14 protein-coding genes and 1 tRNA gene are annotated in these 18,101 nt (G+C 67.1%); 6 read left to right on the top strand and 9 right to left on the bottom strand.

Annotated elements, in window-relative coordinates; genetic code table 11:
• Positions 1–34: 34 nt before the first annotated feature.
• The 5 genes from glnH to ABRZ00_RS07675 all read right to left on the bottom strand — a co-directional run bounded on the left by glnH (position 35) and on the right by ABRZ00_RS07675 (position 3,930).
• The gene (glnH, locus tag ABRZ00_RS07695; protein ID WP_368647893.1) at positions 35–790 is read right to left on the bottom strand and encodes a glutamine ABC transporter substrate-binding protein GlnH; all 756 of its coding nucleotides are present in this window, start codon (positions 788–790) and stop codon (positions 35–37) included.
• A gap of 179 nt (positions 791–969) precedes the next feature.
• On the bottom strand, positions 970–1,755 hold the full coding sequence (locus ABRZ00_RS07690) for a MetQ/NlpA family ABC transporter substrate-binding protein (protein ID WP_343836823.1): 786 nt from the start codon (positions 1,753–1,755) through the stop codon (positions 970–972).
• Between the two features lie 23 nt (positions 1,756–1,778).
• Positions 1,779–2,435, bottom strand: coding sequence for a methionine ABC transporter permease (locus ABRZ00_RS07685; protein WP_343836825.1), 657 nt, complete (start codon positions 2,433–2,435; stop codon positions 1,779–1,781).
• Positions 2,432–3,445, bottom strand: coding sequence for a methionine ABC transporter ATP-binding protein (locus tag ABRZ00_RS07680; protein WP_368647648.1), 1,014 nt, complete (start codon positions 3,443–3,445; stop codon positions 2,432–2,434). Before ABRZ00_RS07680 ends, ABRZ00_RS07685 begins: the two co-directional genes overlap by 4 nt.
• 409 nt (positions 3,446–3,854) lie before the next feature.
• Positions 3,855–3,930, bottom strand: a tRNA-Lys gene (locus ABRZ00_RS07675).
• 83 nt (positions 3,931–4,013) lie between these two features.
• On the opposite strand from ABRZ00_RS07675, the gene ABRZ00_RS07670 reads away from it, so the two are divergent.
• Positions 4,014–4,799 (top strand): metallophosphoesterase, encoded by a 786-nt coding sequence (locus ABRZ00_RS07670; RefSeq protein ID WP_343836830.1) that lies wholly within the window; start codon positions 4,014–4,016, stop codon positions 4,797–4,799.
• On the opposite strand, the gene ABRZ00_RS07665 is transcribed toward ABRZ00_RS07670, so the two are convergent.
• Positions 4,777–6,906, bottom strand: a complete 2,130-nt coding sequence (locus ABRZ00_RS07665; RefSeq protein ID WP_368647647.1) for a glycoside hydrolase family 31 protein — start codon at positions 6,904–6,906, stop codon at positions 4,777–4,779. The two genes, ABRZ00_RS07670 and ABRZ00_RS07665, sit on opposite strands and share 23 nt — an antisense overlap.
• A gap of 208 nt (positions 6,907–7,114) precedes the next feature.
• The gene (gene mnmC / locus ABRZ00_RS07660) at positions 7,115–8,953 is read right to left on the bottom strand and encodes an FAD-dependent 5-carboxymethylaminomethyl-2-thiouridine(34) oxidoreductase MnmC (protein ID WP_368647646.1); all 1,839 of its coding nucleotides are present in this window, start codon (positions 8,951–8,953) and stop codon (positions 7,115–7,117) included.
• Positions 8,954–9,070: 117 nt separating this feature from the next.
• Here mnmC and ABRZ00_RS07655 point away from each other — a divergent pair, with 117 nt between their 5' ends.
• The 5 genes from ABRZ00_RS07655 (at position 9,071) to ABRZ00_RS07635 (ending at position 13,741) form a co-directional block, all read left to right on the top strand.
• Positions 9,071–9,913, top strand: a complete 843-nt coding sequence (locus tag ABRZ00_RS07655) for an inositol monophosphatase family protein (protein WP_343836836.1) — start codon at positions 9,071–9,073, stop codon at positions 9,911–9,913.
• Positions 9,910–11,115 carry a M20 aminoacylase family protein gene (locus tag ABRZ00_RS07650; protein WP_368644174.1) on the top strand — a complete coding sequence of 402 codons (1,206 nt, stop codon included), beginning with the start codon at positions 9,910–9,912 and terminating at the stop codon, positions 11,113–11,115. Before ABRZ00_RS07655 ends, ABRZ00_RS07650 begins: the two co-directional genes overlap by 4 nt.
• Before the next feature lie 156 nt (positions 11,116–11,271).
• Complete coding sequence (locus tag ABRZ00_RS07645) at positions 11,272–11,664, top strand: acyl-CoA thioesterase (protein ID WP_343836840.1); 393 nt, start codon at positions 11,272–11,274, stop codon at positions 11,662–11,664.
• 13 nt (positions 11,665–11,677) lie between these two features.
• Entirely contained in the window at positions 11,678–13,165 is a 1,488-nt protein-coding gene (gene mgtE / locus ABRZ00_RS07640; protein ID WP_368647645.1) for a magnesium transporter, read from the top strand.
• A 243-nt stretch (positions 13,166–13,408) separates the two neighbouring features.
• Complete coding sequence (locus ABRZ00_RS07635; RefSeq protein WP_343836846.1) at positions 13,409–13,741, top strand: DNA-binding protein; 333 nt, start codon at positions 13,409–13,411, stop codon at positions 13,739–13,741.
• 498 nt (positions 13,742–14,239) lie between these two features.
• On the opposite strand, the gene secA is transcribed toward ABRZ00_RS07635, so the two are convergent.
• Positions 14,240–16,996 carry a preprotein translocase subunit SecA gene (gene secA / locus ABRZ00_RS07630; RefSeq protein WP_343836848.1) on the bottom strand — a complete coding sequence of 919 codons (2,757 nt, stop codon included), beginning with the start codon at positions 16,994–16,996 and terminating at the stop codon, positions 14,240–14,242.
• 161 nt (positions 16,997–17,157) lie between these two features.
• On the bottom strand, positions 17,158–18,075 hold the full coding sequence (locus ABRZ00_RS07625; RefSeq protein WP_343836850.1) for a M23 family metallopeptidase: 918 nt from the start codon (positions 18,073–18,075) through the stop codon (positions 17,158–17,160).
• Positions 18,076–18,101 lie beyond the last annotated feature (26 nt).

Below are 18,101 nucleotides of genomic sequence, written 5' to 3'. Positions count from 1 at the left end.
ATCCGGCCGCCGCCGTTCGTTCGGTCGCCCGCGCTCAGTTCACGGCGTCAGCTTTCTTGCCGAACCAGGTCTCATACAGCTTGTCGTAGGTCCCGTTGGCCTTGAGCTCGGCCAGGGCCTTGTTGACGACGGGCACCAGCTCGCTGCCCTTCGGGAAAGCGATGCCGTAGAAATCGCCGCTCTTCAGAGAGCCGACGACCTTGACCTTGCCGTTGCCGGCGGTCTTGGCGTAGTACTGGACGTTGGGCGTGTCGTGCACCACGGCATCCACGCGGCCCGTGGCCAGCTCCAGGAAGGCGTTGTCGATGTTCGGGAACAGCTTGAGCTTGGCCGAAGGCACGTTGGCCTTCATGTAGTCCACCGTGGCCGTGCCGATCTTCACGGCCACCATCTTGCCCTCCAGATCCTTGGCGGTCTGGATGGGGCTGTCGCTGGAGACCAGGATGGCCAGGCCGGATTCATAGTAGGGCTCGGAGAAATCGATCACTTTGGCGCGGTCTTCGCGGATGGTGATCCCCGCCAGGGCCACGTCCACGTTGCGCGTCTGCAGGCCCGGGATGATGCCGTTGAAATCCATCGGCTGCAGGCGGTATGTCAGGCCGGCCTGCTTGGCGATGGCTTCCCACAACTGGATGTCGAAGCCGGTGTACTTGCCGTCCTGCTTGAATTCGAAGGGCACGAAAGCCGTGTCGGTCGCGACGATCAGATCCTTCGCGCAAGCCTGGGTCATCGGCAGCGCCAGGGTAAGGGCCAACCCCGCCAGAGCGGTTTTGAGGGTCTTGGACAACATCATGATGTGGAGTCTCCTTGTGGGATTCGTCTGCTGCGGCCGATTCGCCGCGTTCTTGCGCATGTTAACTGAAATGCCCGTGATTCCCGCAGCCTGGAAGGCCGGAATCACGGGCATGCGCCACGATTTTCGGGAAATCCCCTAAGGACTCAGGGGGGATTCCCTTGCTCTGGGAGCGATCAGAACGCGGGAACGATGGCGCCCTTGTAGTGCTCCAGAATGTAGTCGCGGACCTTGGCGGTGTGCAGCGCCTCGACCAGCTTGCGCACGGCCGGATCGTCGGTGCGGTCCGCGCGGGTCACCACCAGATTGGCATAGGGAGAGTCCTTGTCCTCGATGAACAGGGCGTCTTTCACCGGATTCAGGCCGGCTTCCAGCGCGTAGTTGGTGTTGATCAAGGCCACGTCCACGTCGGGCAGCACGCGCGGCAGCGTCGCGGCTTCCAGTTCACGGAACTTCAGGTGCTTGGGGTTTTCCGACACGTCGCGGGCGGTCGCCAGGATGTTGCTCGGATCCTTCAGCTTGATCAGGCCTTGCTTTTGCAGCAGCAGCAGCGCGCGGGCGCCGTTGGAGGGGTCGTTCGGAATGGCGATCTGGGCGCCGTCCTTCAGATCCTTGATGTCTTTGATCTTCTGCGAGTAGGCGCCGAAGGGCTCCACGTGCACCAGGCCCACCGACACCAGTTTGGTGTCGTGTTCCTTGTTGAAGGAATCCAGGTACGGCTGATGCTGGAAGAAGTTGACGTCGATCTGCTTGTCGGAGACTTGCAGATTGGGCTGGACGTAATCGGTGAACACCTTGATGTCGAGTTCCACGCCTTCCTTGGCCAGATCGGGCTTGACGAATTCCAGCAGTTCGGCGTGCGGCACGGGGGTGGCCGCCACGGACAGCTTGGCCGCCTGCGCCGGAGCGGCGAAGGCCAGGGGCAATGCCAGCGCCAGAACCGGCGCGAGTTTCTTGAACATGAGAGATCTCCTGAATCTAGGGACTACTTTCTGTTGAGCTTGGCCACCCAGCGGTCGCCAAACACCTGAAAAACCTGAACCATGATCACCAGGATCACGACCGTGACGGCCATGACGTCGCCCTGGTAGCGCTGGTAGCCGTAGCGTACGGCCAGATCGCCCAGGCCGCCGCCGCCGATCACGCCGGACATGGCGGAATAGCCGACCAGGGTGATGGCCGTCACCACGACGGCGGCCAGGATGCCCGTGGTGGCTTCCGGCAGCAACGCCCACAACACCGTCTGCCGGGAGGTCGCCCCCATGGCGCGGCAGGCTTCGCTCACGCCCGGGTCCAGTTCGCGCAGCACGTTCTCGACCAACCGGGCGAAGAACGGCGCCGCGCTGGCCACGAGCGGCGGAATCGACCCCTGGACGCCCAGCGCCGTCCCCACCACCAGACGGGAAAACGGAATCATCACGATCAGCAGGATCAGGAACGGCACCGAGCGCAGCACATTCACGATGAAGGCGACCGTCTGGTAGACGGCGCGGTTGTCCACCGCCTGCCCGGGGCTGGTCAGAAACAGCAGCACCCCGACCGGCAGACCGATCAGCACGGTGAACAGCAGGGAAAAGCCCGTCATCAACAGGGTGTCGATCGTGGCTTCGCCGATCAACCACCAGTCCACATTCGCCATCATGGCCGCAATACCTCGTAATCGACGCCGGCTTCATCCAGCGCGGGGGCCAGCCCGTCCAGACCCGATCCGGTGCCCTCGGCCGCCACGACCAGTTGGCCGTAGGGGGTGTCCTTGATCCGGCCCACGGAACCTTGCAGGATGCTCAGGTCAAGGCCCAGGTCGCGGCTCAGGCGGCTGAGCAAAGGGCTGGCGGTGTTCTCGCCCCGGAAGCTCAGGCGCAGCAGGCGGCCCGGCACGCCCTGGGCCAGGGTCCGCCAGCCCTCGCCGCCGTCCAGGCCGCTTTCGGACAGCAAGGCACGCGTCGCATCGTGCCGGGGGTGCAGGAAGACGTCCAGCACCTGCCCGGATTCGACGATGCGGCCGCCTTCGATCACCGCCACCCGGTCGCAGACCGCACGGATCACGTCCATGCCGTGGGTGATCAGCACGATGGTCAGCCCCAGGCGCTGGTTGATGTCGCCCAGCAGGCGCAGGATGGATTGGGTGGTTTCCGGGTCCAGCGCCGAAGTGGCCTCGTCGCAAAGCAGCAGGCGCGGCCTGCTGGCGAGCGCGCGGGCGATGCCCACGCGCTGCTGCTGGCCGCCGGACAGTTGCCCCGGATATTTGTGCATCTGGTCGGCCAGGCCGACGAGGTTCAGGACTTCGCGGGCGCGGGCCTCGCGGTCGGCGTGCGGCATGCCCGACAGTCGCAGGGGGAAGCACACGTTGTCCATCACCGTGCGTGAACGCAGCAAGTTGAAGTGCTGGAACACCATGCCCACCGAACGCCGGTATTCGCGCAGTTGGGCATCGGAAAACGCCGTGATGTCGCGCCCGTCGACCCGCACGCTGCCCTCGGTGGGGCGCTCCAGCAGGTTGAGCATGCGGATCAAGGTGCTTTTGCCCGCCCCCGAACGCCCGATGATGCCGAAGACCTCGCCTTCGCGAATGTTCAGGTTGATGTCGACGAGCGCGTTCACCGCCCGGCCAGCGGATTCGTACGTCTTACGGATGTTCTCGAGATCGATCAAGATACACGGCCACTGAAAAACGCCCCACACACTGCGCCCCGCGGGCGTGCCCGCCAGGGCCTTTTCATCCTGGGGCGGCCCGGCGATGAAAGAAAGCGATCCCGGATCAACGGAATGCGAAACAGGAATTTACCATGCTGTTTCGACAGATTATTTCGATAATATATTACTGGAAATAATATGGATCGCAGCGGGATTCCCCGGGGCTTCCCGGGAAACGGCGCCCTGGCCCCGGGCCAGACATGCGCGGAAGTACGGATACACACATCGGGCATCCAGCCGCACAATGACCCGGTCGCATGCTGCCGGCCCGCAGATACGTCCATCGCGATGCATGGCCTCCAAGCGCCGCAAAGCACGACGCCTCCCGACCGGGGAGGCGTCAGCTCATGATCCGCATGGGAAATTCTGGTGGGTCGTGCGCGGCTCGAACGCGCGACCAACGGATTAAAAGTCCGGTGCTCTACCGACTGAGCTAACGACCCACGAAGCCCTATATTCTGACATCGCATCCATAGGGCGTCAAGTATTCCAACCCCGATTTCCGGAGATTCAAAGAGACCGTCCCATGCCAGATCCGACCCACCACCCGTCTCTGCGGCTGCACATCCTGTCCGATCTGCACCTCAGCCAGCAAGGCCTGACCTTGCCCGAGGTCCAGGCCGACCTCACCATCCTGGCCGGCGACATCGCCCGGCCCAGGGCGGCCATGGAATGGGCGAGCGGCATCCCCCGCCCCGTGCTGTACGTGCCGGGCAACCACGAATTCTATGGCGGCTCCATCCCCCACGTGCGCGCGGAACTGGCCGAGCAGGCGCAGGCTCACGGCATCCGGCTGCTGGACCAGCAGGCCGTCGTGATCGATGGGGTGCGCTTCCTGGGCGCCACTCTCTGGACGGATTTCGAGCTGTTCGGGATCGAGTTGCGCGAGATGGCCATGGAACGCACGGCGGAATTCATGCGCGATTTCCAGGTCATCCGCAACGGCGACGGCTCGCGCTTCACCCCCCAGGACGCCGCGGCGCTGTTCCGCGCGCAATACGACTGGCTGGACACCCAACTGGACACGCCGCATGCCGGGCCGACGGTGGTCATCACCCACCATGCGCCCAATATGCGCAGCGTGCATCCGCGCTTTGCCGAGTCCATCCTCAGCGCCGGCTTCGTGTCCGAATGCGCCAGCCTGCTGGGCCGGGCCGACCTCTGGATCCACGGCCACACGCACGACAGCTTCGACTATACGGTGTATGGCGCCCGCGTCCTGTGCAACCCGCGCGGCTACTGCCGCGACGGGGTCAACGAGAATCCCGTCTTCGATCCCGGCCTGTGCATCAGCGTGCCCGCGAAATCCTGACCTCGGCTCCGCGGCGCTTGACCTCGAGCCCCTCGGACGGCAGGATGCGCAGGCCTTCCAGGCCCTTGATGTAGCTGGAGCCCTGCATCTGCATGACGCGGATCTTGTTGCGCATGACCACCGGATTGTGCTCGGGCATGCCGAACATCCAGACTTCTTCCAGAATCCGGGCCGAGTTGATCTCGCCGGTGTGCTGGGCCGTCGGCCCCAGGCACAGCATGTGGCCCTCGCGACCGAAGACCGGCAACGTATCCAGGCCCGGCCGCACCGTCCAGCGGGTGCCGCCCTCATAGCGCCAGCCGGTGTTCAGATCCCACCAGGCATCGCCCTTGGGCAGGTAGACCTCGGTCACTCCGCCGGCCTGCATCACCGGCGCCACCAGCAGCGCCGGCCCCAGCAGATATTGCGTATCCCAGACATGCGCGTCGGGATCGGCGGGGTAGGCCTGAGCCATGGACCGCTGCACCGGCAGGCCGGTGCGCACGGCGTCATCGATGATGCCGGCCACATAAGGCAGCAACCGGTAGCGCCATTGCAGCCAATGCGCCACCAGCGCGCGCGTATCGGCATCGAAGGCATCGGGCATCAGCGCGGGCAATCCCTGGAAGCTGAAATTGGCGGAAAACACGCCCATCGCCAGCCAGCGCAGGTAGAGCTCGGGCGTCATGGCGCCCGTCGGGCGCCCGGCGTTGCCAAGGCGATGCGTCTGCACGGCGACACCGCCGTTGCCCACCGACAGGGCGGCCCGCAAGGTGGCCGCGTAACCCTGCCAGTCATTGTCCACAGCCGGCCCCTGCTGCCAGGCGAAACGCTGCACCCCGGGGAACAAATCGCGGCTCAGCAACACGCCTTCCTGAGGCGTGCGCGGGCCCGCGACGGCATCGAACAAGGCACGGCGCGCCAGATGAGGATACGCCGAGCGCAGCACCGCGCCGGTTTCGCCGCCCCGGGCCTCGATCTCGTCGGGCAGGTCGAACTGCGCCTGGCAGACCGGCGCCTCCAGGCCTTCTTCGACGGCCTGCAGGTGGCGTTCCGTCCAGAGCCGGGCGGCATCCCGGTGCGTCAGGTCCAGCAGCCCGAACGGCTGGCCGCCGGAAGCCGGCGTACCGGGGCAGAGCCAGGGTTCGCCCTCGGCGTCGCACAGCAGCCAGCCCCGGTCCGCCCATTCTTCGAACAGGGACGTGCCCTGCAGGACGCCGGGAATGCAGGTGCCCGCCAGGTGGATGTCGAGTTCGGCGGCCTGCGCCACGAAACCGCGCCAGTCGGGGATACGGCCGGACCATTCGAAGACCGGCTTGTCGGCCTGGAATCCCAGGATGGCGGGCTCGGCCAGCACCAGCGCATCGAGCGCCATGCCCTGGCTGCGCAGGCTGCGGATCTGCTGCAGGCTGGATTCGGCGGATTGGCCGGGCGCCTGGTCCAGCCAGACGCCCATAGGCCAGAGATTGGGCTGGCCGGCGCGGCCCGTGAGCGCCGTGTACTGATTCAGGATTTCGGAAGGGTCGCCGACGAACAGGAACAAGTCCAGCCCTTCACCCCATGCTTCGACGGTATAAGCCCCGTCGGCCTGAAGATCGTGCTCGACTCGATTGAGGGTATTGACGTATGCCCCCCAGCCGCGAGGACTCCAGGCCAAAGGCAGGCAACGGTCCGCCGGCGCATCGGAAACCAGGCGCGCCCCCCGGCGATCCAGTTCGTCCAGGGATTCGCCCAGGCCATATACGCCCTCGTCCGGCTCCAGCGCCCAGACCAGCGGCCAGCGGCCCGATCCGCTGCCGGCGGAGGGAATCGGCAGCAGGGCGCGGGCGATGCATTCATCGCCCCGGAACAGGCGCAGGCCGGGCTCGGAGCCGCCGACCTCCAGGCCGGCCTCGCCCTGGACCAGGCGCCAGCCGCCCGTCTCCCGGGTCAGGCATTCCATTTCTCCGACGGCCTCATGGCGCGCCAGCAGCATGTCGGCCTGGCGCTGCGCCCGCAGCGTCGGCTTGCCGGGCTCCAGCCAGGCGAGCGGCCCGCAGCGCAGCCGGAACACCCCGGGCGCATGGGCCTCGATCCGGAGGCGCCACTCGCCGGCGTGAAACGTCCATTCGACGCAGGAAGGCGTCATAGCGACCGGGCCGGCCTCAAAAACTTGGTCCGCCAATTCGATGGTGGGCGACACAGCGTGATCCTCTGGGCAATCTACCCGCATGAGTCTTGCAAAAGACGTTATTCTGACGGATTTGCGCCATAAAATAAAATCCCGTCGGTAAGCGCGCGGTTCATTCTGCGCCCTTGCCGGCTCCTGCGCCAACCTTCGTGCCACACCCGCGGAATCAGCGCACGCCGATGCGCCGGGCCAGTTCGCGCTCGATCGGCGCGGGTTCGCCATCCATCCAGGCGCCGATGAGGTCGCCCGCCAAGGCCGACCAGCTCAGCCCGCGCGACCCATAGGCACATGCCAGCCACAATCCGGGCTGATCCGGCGCCGGCCCGATCATGGGCAGGTGATCCCGCGTGGCGGCCCGCCACCCCGCCCAACCGACCACTCCCTCCCGCCCCAGCCAGGGGATGTCCCGCGTATCGGCCCAGCCCCGCACACGCGCCAGAATATCCTGATGACCCGCCGCATCCGCCACCGCGTCGGGCGCTCCGGGCCGGTAGGTGCTGCCCGCAACGCCCCAGCCGTCTTGGGGCGGGAGACAGTAACCCTGCCCCGACAGGATGCAGCGCGGCACATCGGATGCCCCCGCCGGATACAGGCTGACCTGCCCGGCGATGGGCGTGAGCCCCGACAAAACCGGCAGGCGATCGAGCGGCAATCTCTCCGCCAGCAAGGCCCGCGCATGCCGGGCATTGGCGACCACGACGACGTCCGCCCGCCCCTGCTCGAGCCCCGAGGCGTCCCGCAGCGACCAGCCGCCCCCGGGCGCCGGCGCCAGCGATTCGACAGCCGCGGCACGGCGCACCACCCCCCGCAAGGACAACAAGGCGGCAATCAGCTCGCCCGGGCACACCCGCAAAGCGCCCGGAAACCAGAGGCCGCCCCAGGGCACCCCGACACCCGCCCGCCGGCCCGCTTCAACGGCATCAAGCCATTGCACCCAATCCACGGGAAAACCCAAGCGCTCCAGCGCACGGCGCTGCACGTCGGCCTGCGCGGCCGACTGCGCGCAGACCAGTGCGCCGCAGGCCTGCGGCCGGGCCACCTTGTCCAGGTCCAGCCAGCGCGCCCGCGCCCGGGCCAGGCCGACGCGGCTCAGGCGCGAACGCGTGTCGTCGTCCGGGCTGAGGGCCGGCACCAGTGCGGCGGCGCCCCGGCGGCGCAGCGCCGGATCGGCGTCCAGAGCGCACGCGGGGTCCCAGACCTCGACCTCATGCCCCCGCCCAGCCAGGGCCTGCGCCACGCCCGCGCCCGCGAGACCGCCGCCCACCACCGCCACCCGGCGCCGGGCGGGATCGGGCGCGGGCACCCCCAGGCCGGGGCGCAAGACCGCGGCCGTCATTTCACGCTTGCCGGCAATGCCGGGGATCTTGCTCACCAGGAATCCGGCATCGCGCAGGTCTCGCCGCACCTGTCCGGCCGAACACCAGGTCGCCGCCGTCGCCCCGGCGACCGCCAGCCGCCGCAATTGGCCAAAGACGGCGGGCGACCACATGTCGGGATTGACGCGGGGCGCAAAGCCGTCCAGAAAAAAGGCGTCGACGCAGGCGCGCGCCTGACGCGCCTGGCGGCGGATGTCGCCAAACAGCAGCGTCAGCGTGAGCCGCCCGCCCTGCAGCTCCAGGCGATGCACGCCCGGAAGCAGATCGGGCCAGCGTCCGGCCAGCGCCCGGGCCAGCGGCTGATAGTCTTCGGGCAGGCGGCGCCAGGCCCGCTGCAGATCCGCCACGGCAAAGGGATGCGCCTCGAAGGCCAGGTAGTGCAGCCGGCCGCTGCGTCCAGGATCGTCCAGCCAGGCGCGCCAGGCCGCGAGGAAATTGTGCCCGAGGCCAAAGCCTGTCTCGGCGATGGTGAACGCGGCGCGCCCGCGCCAGCGGCCCGGCAGGCCGTTGCCCCCCAGAAAGACGTGGCGCGCTTGCGGCAGCGCCCCGGCCTCGCCGTGGTAGACATCGCCGAATTCCAGGCTGCGCGGCACGCCCCGCGGGTCTTCATGCCAGGAGGCGGGTTTCAAGATCTCATGATGGTCCGACACGCGGGAACACTCATCCAGGGGTCACGTACAATGGGGGCAACACGCCACGCAGGCCGGTTGGCGGCCTGACGGGCGCATCACGGGAATCAGCGCATCATGCCCAGTTCGCACTTCCTGTCGGCAGACTGCCTGGATGCCGCCGTCACGGCGGCGCATGCCGCAGCCGCCATTCTACAAACACATGCCCTGCACCGCGCGGATCTGGTGATCGACCACAAGATGCGCAACGATCTGGTGTCCCAGGCCGACCGCGAGGCCGAACAGGCCATCATCGACATCCTGCAGACCCGCACGCCGGAAATCGGCATCATCGCCGAAGAATCCGGCGGCCGGCCAGGCGCCCAGGCCACCTGGTGCATCGACCCGCTCGACGGCACCACCAACTTCATCAGCGGCATTCCACACTATGCCGTTTCCATCGCGTTGATCGGCCACGCGGGCTGCCGCCCGGACGGCCGCGACGCATTGCCCCAGGATACGCCTCTGATCGGCGTGGTCTACGATCCGAACCGCGAAGAACTGTTCTCCTCCCTGTTCGGGCTGGGCGCCTGGCTCAACGGCCGCCGCATTCAGTGCTCCCCCACCCCGACGCTGGATCAATCGGTGCTGGCCACGGGCTTTCCCTTCCGTGATTTCTCCTTCGAATCCCGCTACATGCCGACCCTGCATGACGCGATCCACGCGACCCGCGGCATCCGCCGCCAGGGCTCCGCGGCCCTGGATCTGGCCTGGACGGCCTGCGGGCGCTACGATGGCTACTGGGAAATGGGCCTCGCGCCCTGGGACGTGGCCGCCGGCACGGCGCTGGTGCGCGCGGCGGGCGGGGTCTGCGAGGACATCCGCCACCAGGAACCCTGGCCCGAGGGCGGCTACGTCTATGCCGCCAATCCGCGGATCGCCGCCGCGCTGGACGACCTGATCAATCGGCACATGACATGACACGACAGCTCCTCGATACCCTGGGCGGCTGGCTGCCCGACCTGACCGACATCCGCCGCGCCATCCACGCCTGGCCCGAGCTTGCCTTCCAGGAAGTCCGCACCGCCGACACCGTGGCCCGCCTGCTGGAGTCCTGGGGCATCGAGGTCCATCGCGGCCTGGGGGAAACCGGCGTCGTGGGCCGCATCGCCGGACGCGGACCGGGCAAGTCCATCGGCCTGCGGGCCGACATGGACGCCCTGCCCATGCCGGAGGCCAACACCTTCCCGCACGCCAGCCAGAACCCCGGGGTGATGCACGCCTGCGGGCACGACGGCCACACCACCATGCTGCTGGCCGCCGCCCGCTATCTGGCGGAACATCGCCATTTCGACGGCACCGTGCATGTGATCTTCCAGCCCGCCGAGGAAGGCGGGGGCGGGGCGCGGCGCATGATCGAAGACGGCCTGTTCGAGCAGTTTCCCATGGACGCGGTGTTCGGCATGCACAACTGGCCCGGCCTGGCCGAGGGCTCCTTCGGCCTGACCGCCGGCCCCATCATGGCCTCCAGCAGCACCTTCGAGATCACCCTGAGGGGCCGGGGCGCCCACGGCGCCATGCCCCACCTGGGGGTGGATCCCGTGGTCGCGGCCGCCCAGCTCACCCTGGCCTTCCAGACCATCCTGACCCGCGACCTGGATCCGCTGGAGTCCGGCGTCATCAGCGTGACCCAGATCCACGCCGGCTCGGCCGACAATGTCATCCCCGACCAGGCCGTGATGCGCGGCACGGTGCGCACGCTCTCCCAAGACACGCTGAACCTGATCGAAACCCGCATGCGCGACCTGAGCGGCCCGCTCGCCCAGGCATTGCGCTGCGAAGCGGCGTTCGTTTTCCACCGCGAATACCCGACCACCGTCAACCACCCCGAACAGGCCGCCCTCTGCGCCGAGGTGCTGACCGACCTGGTCGGCGCCGACCGGGTCGACACCCAGGTGCGTCCATCCATGGGGGCGGAAGACTTCGCCTTCATGCTGCAGGCCCGACCCGGCTGCTACGTCTGGATCGGCAACGGCGCGGGCGACCATCGCACGACGGGCCACGGCCTGGGGCCTTGCACTTTGCACAACGGCAGCTACGACTTCAACGACGCCATCATCCCGCTGGGCGCCGCCTACTGGGTGCAGTTGGCGCACCGCTTTCTCGCCGGCCCCACCGCCTGAGGGGCTGCGCAAGCCTTCAGCAGCCGGCGGTCCGCGCCGAGAAAAAAGACCCGCCGCGCCACGAGACCTTCGTGCCGAACGGTTAAAATACGCGCTTTGCCGAAATGCGCGCCCGCCGCCCCAGGCACGGCGACCGGCATCCACTTCGAGACCGCCATGGCCACTGCACTGCCCTCCTCCGAACATCCGGTCACCCTGCGCGTCATGCCCCAGCCATCCGACGCCAACATCCATGGCGACGTGTTCGGCGGCTGGATCATGGCGCAGGTGGACATCGCCGGCTCCATCCCGGCCACGCGGCGCGCGGGCGGGCGGGTCGCCACCGTGGCCGTCAACGCCTTTACCTTCAAGCAGCCGGTCTTCGTCGGCGATCTGCTGAGCTTCTACGCCGAAATCACGCGCACCGGCCGGACTTCCATCACCGTCTCGGTCGAGGTCTACGCCGAGCGCCAGCGCCTGGAGACCGAAGTCGTCAAGGTCACCGAGGCCACCCTGACCTACGTCGCCACCGACGAAAACCGCCACAGCCGCCCCCTCCCCCCGATCTGAGGAATCCGCCCCGATGGCCGAGCAGACCACCATCGCCGAGACCGCCGTCCCGGTCGTCATCCCGCGCCGCCTGGACCCGGAGGACGCCCAGTTGGCGCTGCAGGAACTGCAAGCCATCCTGAAACGCCAAGAGGTCGTGGACGCGCTCGCCCAACGCCAGCACGAAAGCGAGGACGAGGACGGCTCGAACCTGCTCGAAGGCATGCTGCAGCGCCAGCACGAAGACGAAATCCGCCAGATCGTCAACACGCTGCATCCGGCCGATATCGCGTTCATCCTGGAATCCCTGCCGGTGCAGCAACGCCAGGCGGTATGGCAACTGGTCAGCCAGGAGCACGACGCCGACGTGCTCCTGGAAGTCGAGGACTGGGTCCGCGAATCGCTGATCGCGTCCATGGACCACGAGGACCTGATCGCGGCCACGGGCGCCATGGACGCCGACGAGATCGCCGATCTCGCGCCCGATCTGCCGCCCGACGTCATCTCCGAGGTCCAGAAAGGCCTGACCGACGCCGAGCGCGCCCAACTGGTCGCCGCCATGGGCTACCCGGAGGACACCGTCGGCGCCATCATGGACTTCGACATGGTGCGGGTGCGCGAGGACGTGACCCTGGAAGTCGTGCTGCGCTACCTGCGCCGGCTGCATGAGCTGCCCGACCACACCGACCAGATTTTCGTGGTAGACCGCGACGACCAGTTGCGCGGCACCCTGTCGCTGTCACGCTTGTTGTTGAGCGAACCCGACACCCTGGTCAACGCGGTGATGGAGCCCGACGTCCTCAGCCTGAACCCCATGGACCCCGACATCGACGCCGCCAACGCCTTCGAGCGCTATGACCTGGTGTCGGCCCCGGTGGTGGACGAACAGGGCCGCCTGATCGGCCGCGTCACCATCGACGAGGTCGTGGACGTGCTGCAGGAAGACTCCCACGAGCAGGAACTGTCGCGCGCCGGCCTGCAGGAAGAAGACATCTTTGCGCCCGTCCTGGCCGCCCTGCGCAACCGCGCGCCCTGGCTGCTGGTGAACCTGTGCACGGCCTCGATCGCATCCCTGGTGGCGTCGCGCTTCGAAGAAACGGTCAGCCACATCGTGATCCTGGCGTTCCTGATGTCCATCGTAGCGGGCATCGGCGGCAATTCCGGCAACCAGACCATGACCATGATCATCCGCGCCATGGCCACGGGCCGCGTCACCGGCGCGAACATCGCGCAACTGGTCAAGCGCGAACTCCAGGTCACCTTTCTGGTGGGCGCCTGCGGCAGCCTGGTGGCGGCGACCTTCGCCTGGGTGATCTCCGACTCGTACGCGGTGGCCGGGGTGATGATGGCGGCCATGGTCGGCAATATGCTGATCGGCGCGGCGCTGGGGGTGCTGATTCCGCTGCTGCGCGACCGCTTCGGCAAGGACCCCGCCGTGGGCTCGTCGGTGCTGCTGACGTTCGCCACGGATTCGCTGGGGTTCTTTTTGTTCCTGGGGCTGGCGACGGTGTTCTTGCTGTAGTTTCCGGTGGGTTCTTGTGCGGCACCTCGACCGCACGGCCCCCTTCCGGCCGCGCAGCTCACCCGGTTCCGGCTGCGCCGGAACTGCCCAGGCTCCAGGCCGTCATCGGGGCGCTCGCCAAACTCGCAAGGCGCTCAGTCCCCCGGACTGAGCGCACCCGTCTTGCTCGAACAGTGGCTCGCTTGCATCCCCGCTGACGGCCTTCCGCCTGGCGGGCTCGAACAGCGCGCCCGGAAGGGGGCCATGCTTGACCTGTCCCGGTACGATGGTCCGTCTGGATTTTTGGTCGATACCAATCTCTGGATCGACTGCATGACTCCCGATAGCCGTTGGCACGAATGGTCGATCGGTCAGATTCAGCGTTGCCGCAAGCAAGCTCCTCCGCACATCAATCTGGTGATATATACCGAGTTGCTGATCCCTGACCCTGACGTCAAGGCATTGGACGCGATGCTTGATGTTTACGATACGTTGCGTAGCCCTTTACCGTGGACGTGTGCGGGCTTGGCGGCAAATGCGTACCAACGTTATCGCCGTAGCGGCGGCACACGCCGCGTTCCCTTACCCGATTTTTAATTGGTGCCCATGCCGCAGCCGCCAATCTGAGCGTGCTGAGCCGCGACGTCCGTTCCTATCGCCACCATTTCCCGCGCCTGCGTTGCATCAGTCCAGCCAAAGAGGACTGACCGCGACGAAGGCTCAGACCAAGTCTCGACCGCCCACCCCTCCCTCCCCCTCGTCAGGCCTCGTCCTGTGGCCGCACCGGGCGCTGTCGGAGTCCGCCGGAGAAAAGGCAGCAGCGGGGAGGCAAGCGAGCCACCGTTCAAGCGGGACGCTTGCGATTCGTCCAGTGGACGAATCGCCCCGCGCGTTTGGCGAGCGCCCCGATGATGCCTTTTCTTCGGGCAGTTCCGGCACAGCCGGAACCGGACGACCTGCGTCCGGGGCGGACATAGGACGACGCCGAGGCCTCACAAAAGAACGCCGACGGCCAAGCCGCCACAGCACCACTCAACCGCCAGCAATGAAAAAGGCCGGGACGCAATGCCCGGCCCTGGCCCGCCCAAAGCGGAATTACTTCAACTGCCCGTGGCAGTGCTTGTACTTCTTGCCGCTGCCGCACGGGCAGGGATCGTTGCGCCCCACGCGCGGCACCGCGCCGGCCGGTGTCGCCGCCTTTCGGCCGGGCTCGGCGGGCGGCTGATCCAGGCCCGGATCCTCGCCGCGCAGCGCCGCATCGTAGTCCGCGTGGTGGTAGCGCACGTTTTCCAATGCCGGAGACGCGGGTTCCTCGACCTCGACCTGCTCGCGCGACTGGACGCGCACCGTCATCAGCACCCGGATCGTCTCGTTGCGCACGCGATCCAGCATGTCCGAGAACAGCGTGAACGCCTCGCGCTTGTAGGCCTGCTTCGGATCCACCTGCGCATAGCCGCGCAAATGGATGCCCTGGCGCAGATGATCCAGGGATGCCAGGTGAGTGCGCCAGTTCGTATCCAGCGCCTGCAGCAGCACCGAGCGCTCGAACGGCCGCCAGCCGGCCTCGCTGACCAGGGCGATCTTCTCGTCGTACAGCCGCTTGGCCTCGGCCAGCACCCGTTCCAGCAGATCGTCATCCGTCAGATTGGGTTCTTTTTCCAGCATCTCGGCCAGCGGCAGCGCGATCCCCCAGTCGGATTCCAGAGACGACTGCAGGCCCGGGACATCCCATTGCTCTTCCATCGTCTCTTCGGGCACATAGCGGCGGAACACCGCCGTGAGTTCCGCGTCGCGCAGATTGGTAATCGTATCGGCCACCGACTCCGCTTCCAGGACCTCGTTGCGCTGGGCGTAGAGCACCTTGCGCTGGTCGTTGGCCACGTCGTCGTATTCCAGCAACTGCTTGCGGATATCGAAGTTGCGGCCTTCGACCTTTCGCTGTGCGGATTCGATCGAACGCGACACCATGCGCGCCTCGATCGGCTCGCCTTCGGGCAGGCGCAGGCGTTCCATGATGGCGCGCACCCGGTCTCCGGCGAAGATCCGCATGAGCGAGTCATCCAGCGACAGGTAGAAGCGCGAAGAGCCCGGATCGCCCTGGCGGCCCGCACGGCCACGCAACTGGTTGTCGATGCGCCGCGACTCGTGGCGCTCCGTACCGATGATGCGCAGGCCGCCGGCTTGCTTCACAGCCTCGTTGGCCGGCGCCCACTCGGCACGGATGGTGGCGATGCGGGCTTCTTTGTCCTCGGGGGACAGGTCCGGATCGGCGCGCACCAGGTCGATCTGCTTTTCCACGCTGCCGCCCAGCACGATGTCCGTGCCCCGGCCGGCCATGTTGGTCGCGATGGTGATATGCCCCGGCTTGCCGGCTTCAGCCACGATTTCGGCCTCGCGGGCGTGCTGCTTGGCGTTCAGAACCTCGTGCGGCAGGCCTTCCTTTTTCAGCGCGTTGGACAGCAGCTCGGAGTTCTCGATGCTGGTCGTACCCACCAGCACGGGCTGGCCGCGCTTGTGGCAATCGATGATATCGGCCAGGATGGCGCGGTATTTTTCCGCGTCGGTCTTGAAGACCTGGTCGTTCTGGTCCTGGCGCGCCATCGGCCGGTTGGTCGGGATGATGACCGTTTCCAGGCCATAGATTTCCTGGAACTCGTAGGCCTCGGTGTCGGCCGTCCCCGTCATGCCCGCCAGCTTGTCGTACATGCGGAAATAATTCTGGAAGGTGATCGAGGCCAGCGTCTGGTTCTCGTTCTGGATGCGCACCCCTTCCTTGGCCTCGACCGCCTGGTGCAGGCCATCGGACCAGCGGCGGCCCGCCATCAGGCGCCCCGTGAACTCATCGACGATGACGACCTCGCCGTCCTGGACGACGTATTGCTGATCGCGGTGGAACAGGTTGTGCGCCCGCAGGGCCACCAGCAGATGGTGCATCAGCGAGATATGGCGGGGATCGTACAGGGACTCGCCCTCGGGCAGGATGCCCTGGCGCGCCATGATCTGTTCGGCCTTGATCTGGCCGGCTTCGGACAGATGCACCTGCTGGGCCTTTTCGTCCACCCAGAAATCGCCTTCAGGCTCGGGCTCATGGGGCTTGGGCTCCTCGGCCATGCGCGTCAGCAGGGGCGGGACCGCATTCATGCGGACATAGAGCTCGGTGTTGTCCTCGGCCTGGCCCGAAATGATCAGGGGCGTGCGCGCCTCGTCGATCAGGATCGAGTCGACTTCGTCGACGATGGCGTAGGCGAGACTGCGCTGGCGACGGTCTTCCGGACGGAACTCCATGTTGTCGCGCAGGTAGTCGAAACCGTATTCGTTGTTGGTGCCGTAGGTGATGTCGGCCCGATAGGCGGCGCGTTTTTCCTCGTTGTCCTGCTGCGGCACCACGACGCCGACCGTCATGCCCAGGAAGCCGTAGAGCCGGCCCATCCATTCGGCATCCCGGCGGGCCAGGTAATCGTTGACCGTCACCACGTGAACCCCGCGGCCCTCGAGGGCATTCAGATAGACCGCCAAGGTGGCCATCAGGGTCTTGCCTTCGCCGGTGCGCATTTCGGCGATCTTGCCATTATGCAGGGCGATCGCCCCGAGCATCTGGACGTCGAAGTGGCGCATGCCGAACACGCGCCGGCTGGCCTCGCGCACCACCGCGAAGGCTTCGGGCAACAAGGAGTTGACGGACTTGCCATCGGCGAGCCGTTGGCGGAATTCATCGGTCTTGGCCTGCAACGCGTCGTCGGACAAGGCCTGCATGGAAGGCTCGAGCGCATTGATTTGCGCGACCTGCTTGCGATACTGCTTCAACAGCCGGTCATTGCGGCTGCCGATGATTTTTTTGAGCAGAGAAACCATATCGTGTCGTCGCTGCGGGCCCGAGAGGAAACCGGACACCGGAAAATTGTGGGATGCGTACGCCGAGCGGCGGCCGCAAGTAAACGATGCAGTTTAACGCAGCGCGCAGGCCCCCGCATCGGCGGCGGCCTGCGCGGGACCGGGCGGTCAGGGGCGCCCGCTCACGGCTCGACTTGCCCGGGGGCTCCCATCGCCAGGCGCATATGCGCGTCTTCCCGGATGAACAAGGCCGGATCCAGGGGATAGTCCGCCATCCGCACCTCGAAATGCAGATGCGCGCCGGTGGACCGCCCCGTGCTGCCCACCCGCGCGATCAATTGGCCCTGGCGGACAATGTCGCCAACCTTGACCAGCACGCTGGAAGCATGAGCGTAACGGGTGCGCAGACCGTTGCCATGGTCGATTTCCACCATCCGGCCATAGCCGTGCCAGGAGCCCGCCCGCGTCACCAGCCCCCCGGACGCCGCCCGGATCGGTGCGCCCCGGGGAGCAATGAAATCCAGGCCCTCATGCATGGTATGACGACCGCTGACAGGGTTGCGCCGCCACCCGAACGAAGAGCTGAGCGCGGGATAATCGACCGGCGACAGCGTCGGCAGGCTGGCCTGGAAACCCGCCTGCCGGGACAAGGCCGCATCCACCAGGGCATAGGCGTCCTCCTGGGTGTCCAGGCGCTTCCCCAAGGCATCGATGTAGCGCCCCAGCAATTCCGCCGAACCGATTGCGGGCGCGGGCAGCGACTGGGCGGGAATATCGTCCATCACCTGGCCTTCGTCGTCGTCCGCCGCCAGGCCCGCCGCCCGAACGGCCGGCCTGGCCTGGGCGTCGATCTCCGGCGCGGAATACTCCAGGCCGGCCGCCTGTGCCACCCGCGTGCGGACGGATTCCATGGCCAGCACGCGGCCCTGCAATTCGCCCAGCTTGTCCGCCAGACCGGCAATACTGCCCTGCAACGCCATCGAATCCTGCCGCAAACGGGTATCGATCGCCGCGCGCTGGCCGACATCCAGCGCCGGGGGCGTGCGCCAGGCCTGCCATTGGGCCCCGCCCCAGGCCGCCAGCGCCAGTGCGCAGGCCATGCCCGCCCACCGCCAGAAGCGCGCGT

The sequence above is a fragment of the Castellaniella ginsengisoli genome, assembly GCF_040955415.1.
GTDB lineage: Bacteria > Pseudomonadota > Gammaproteobacteria > Burkholderiales > Burkholderiaceae_B > Castellaniella > Castellaniella ginsengisoli.
The sequence above is the reverse complement of the archived record's forward strand: the minus strand, read 5'-3'. Positions and strand labels throughout refer to the sequence as shown.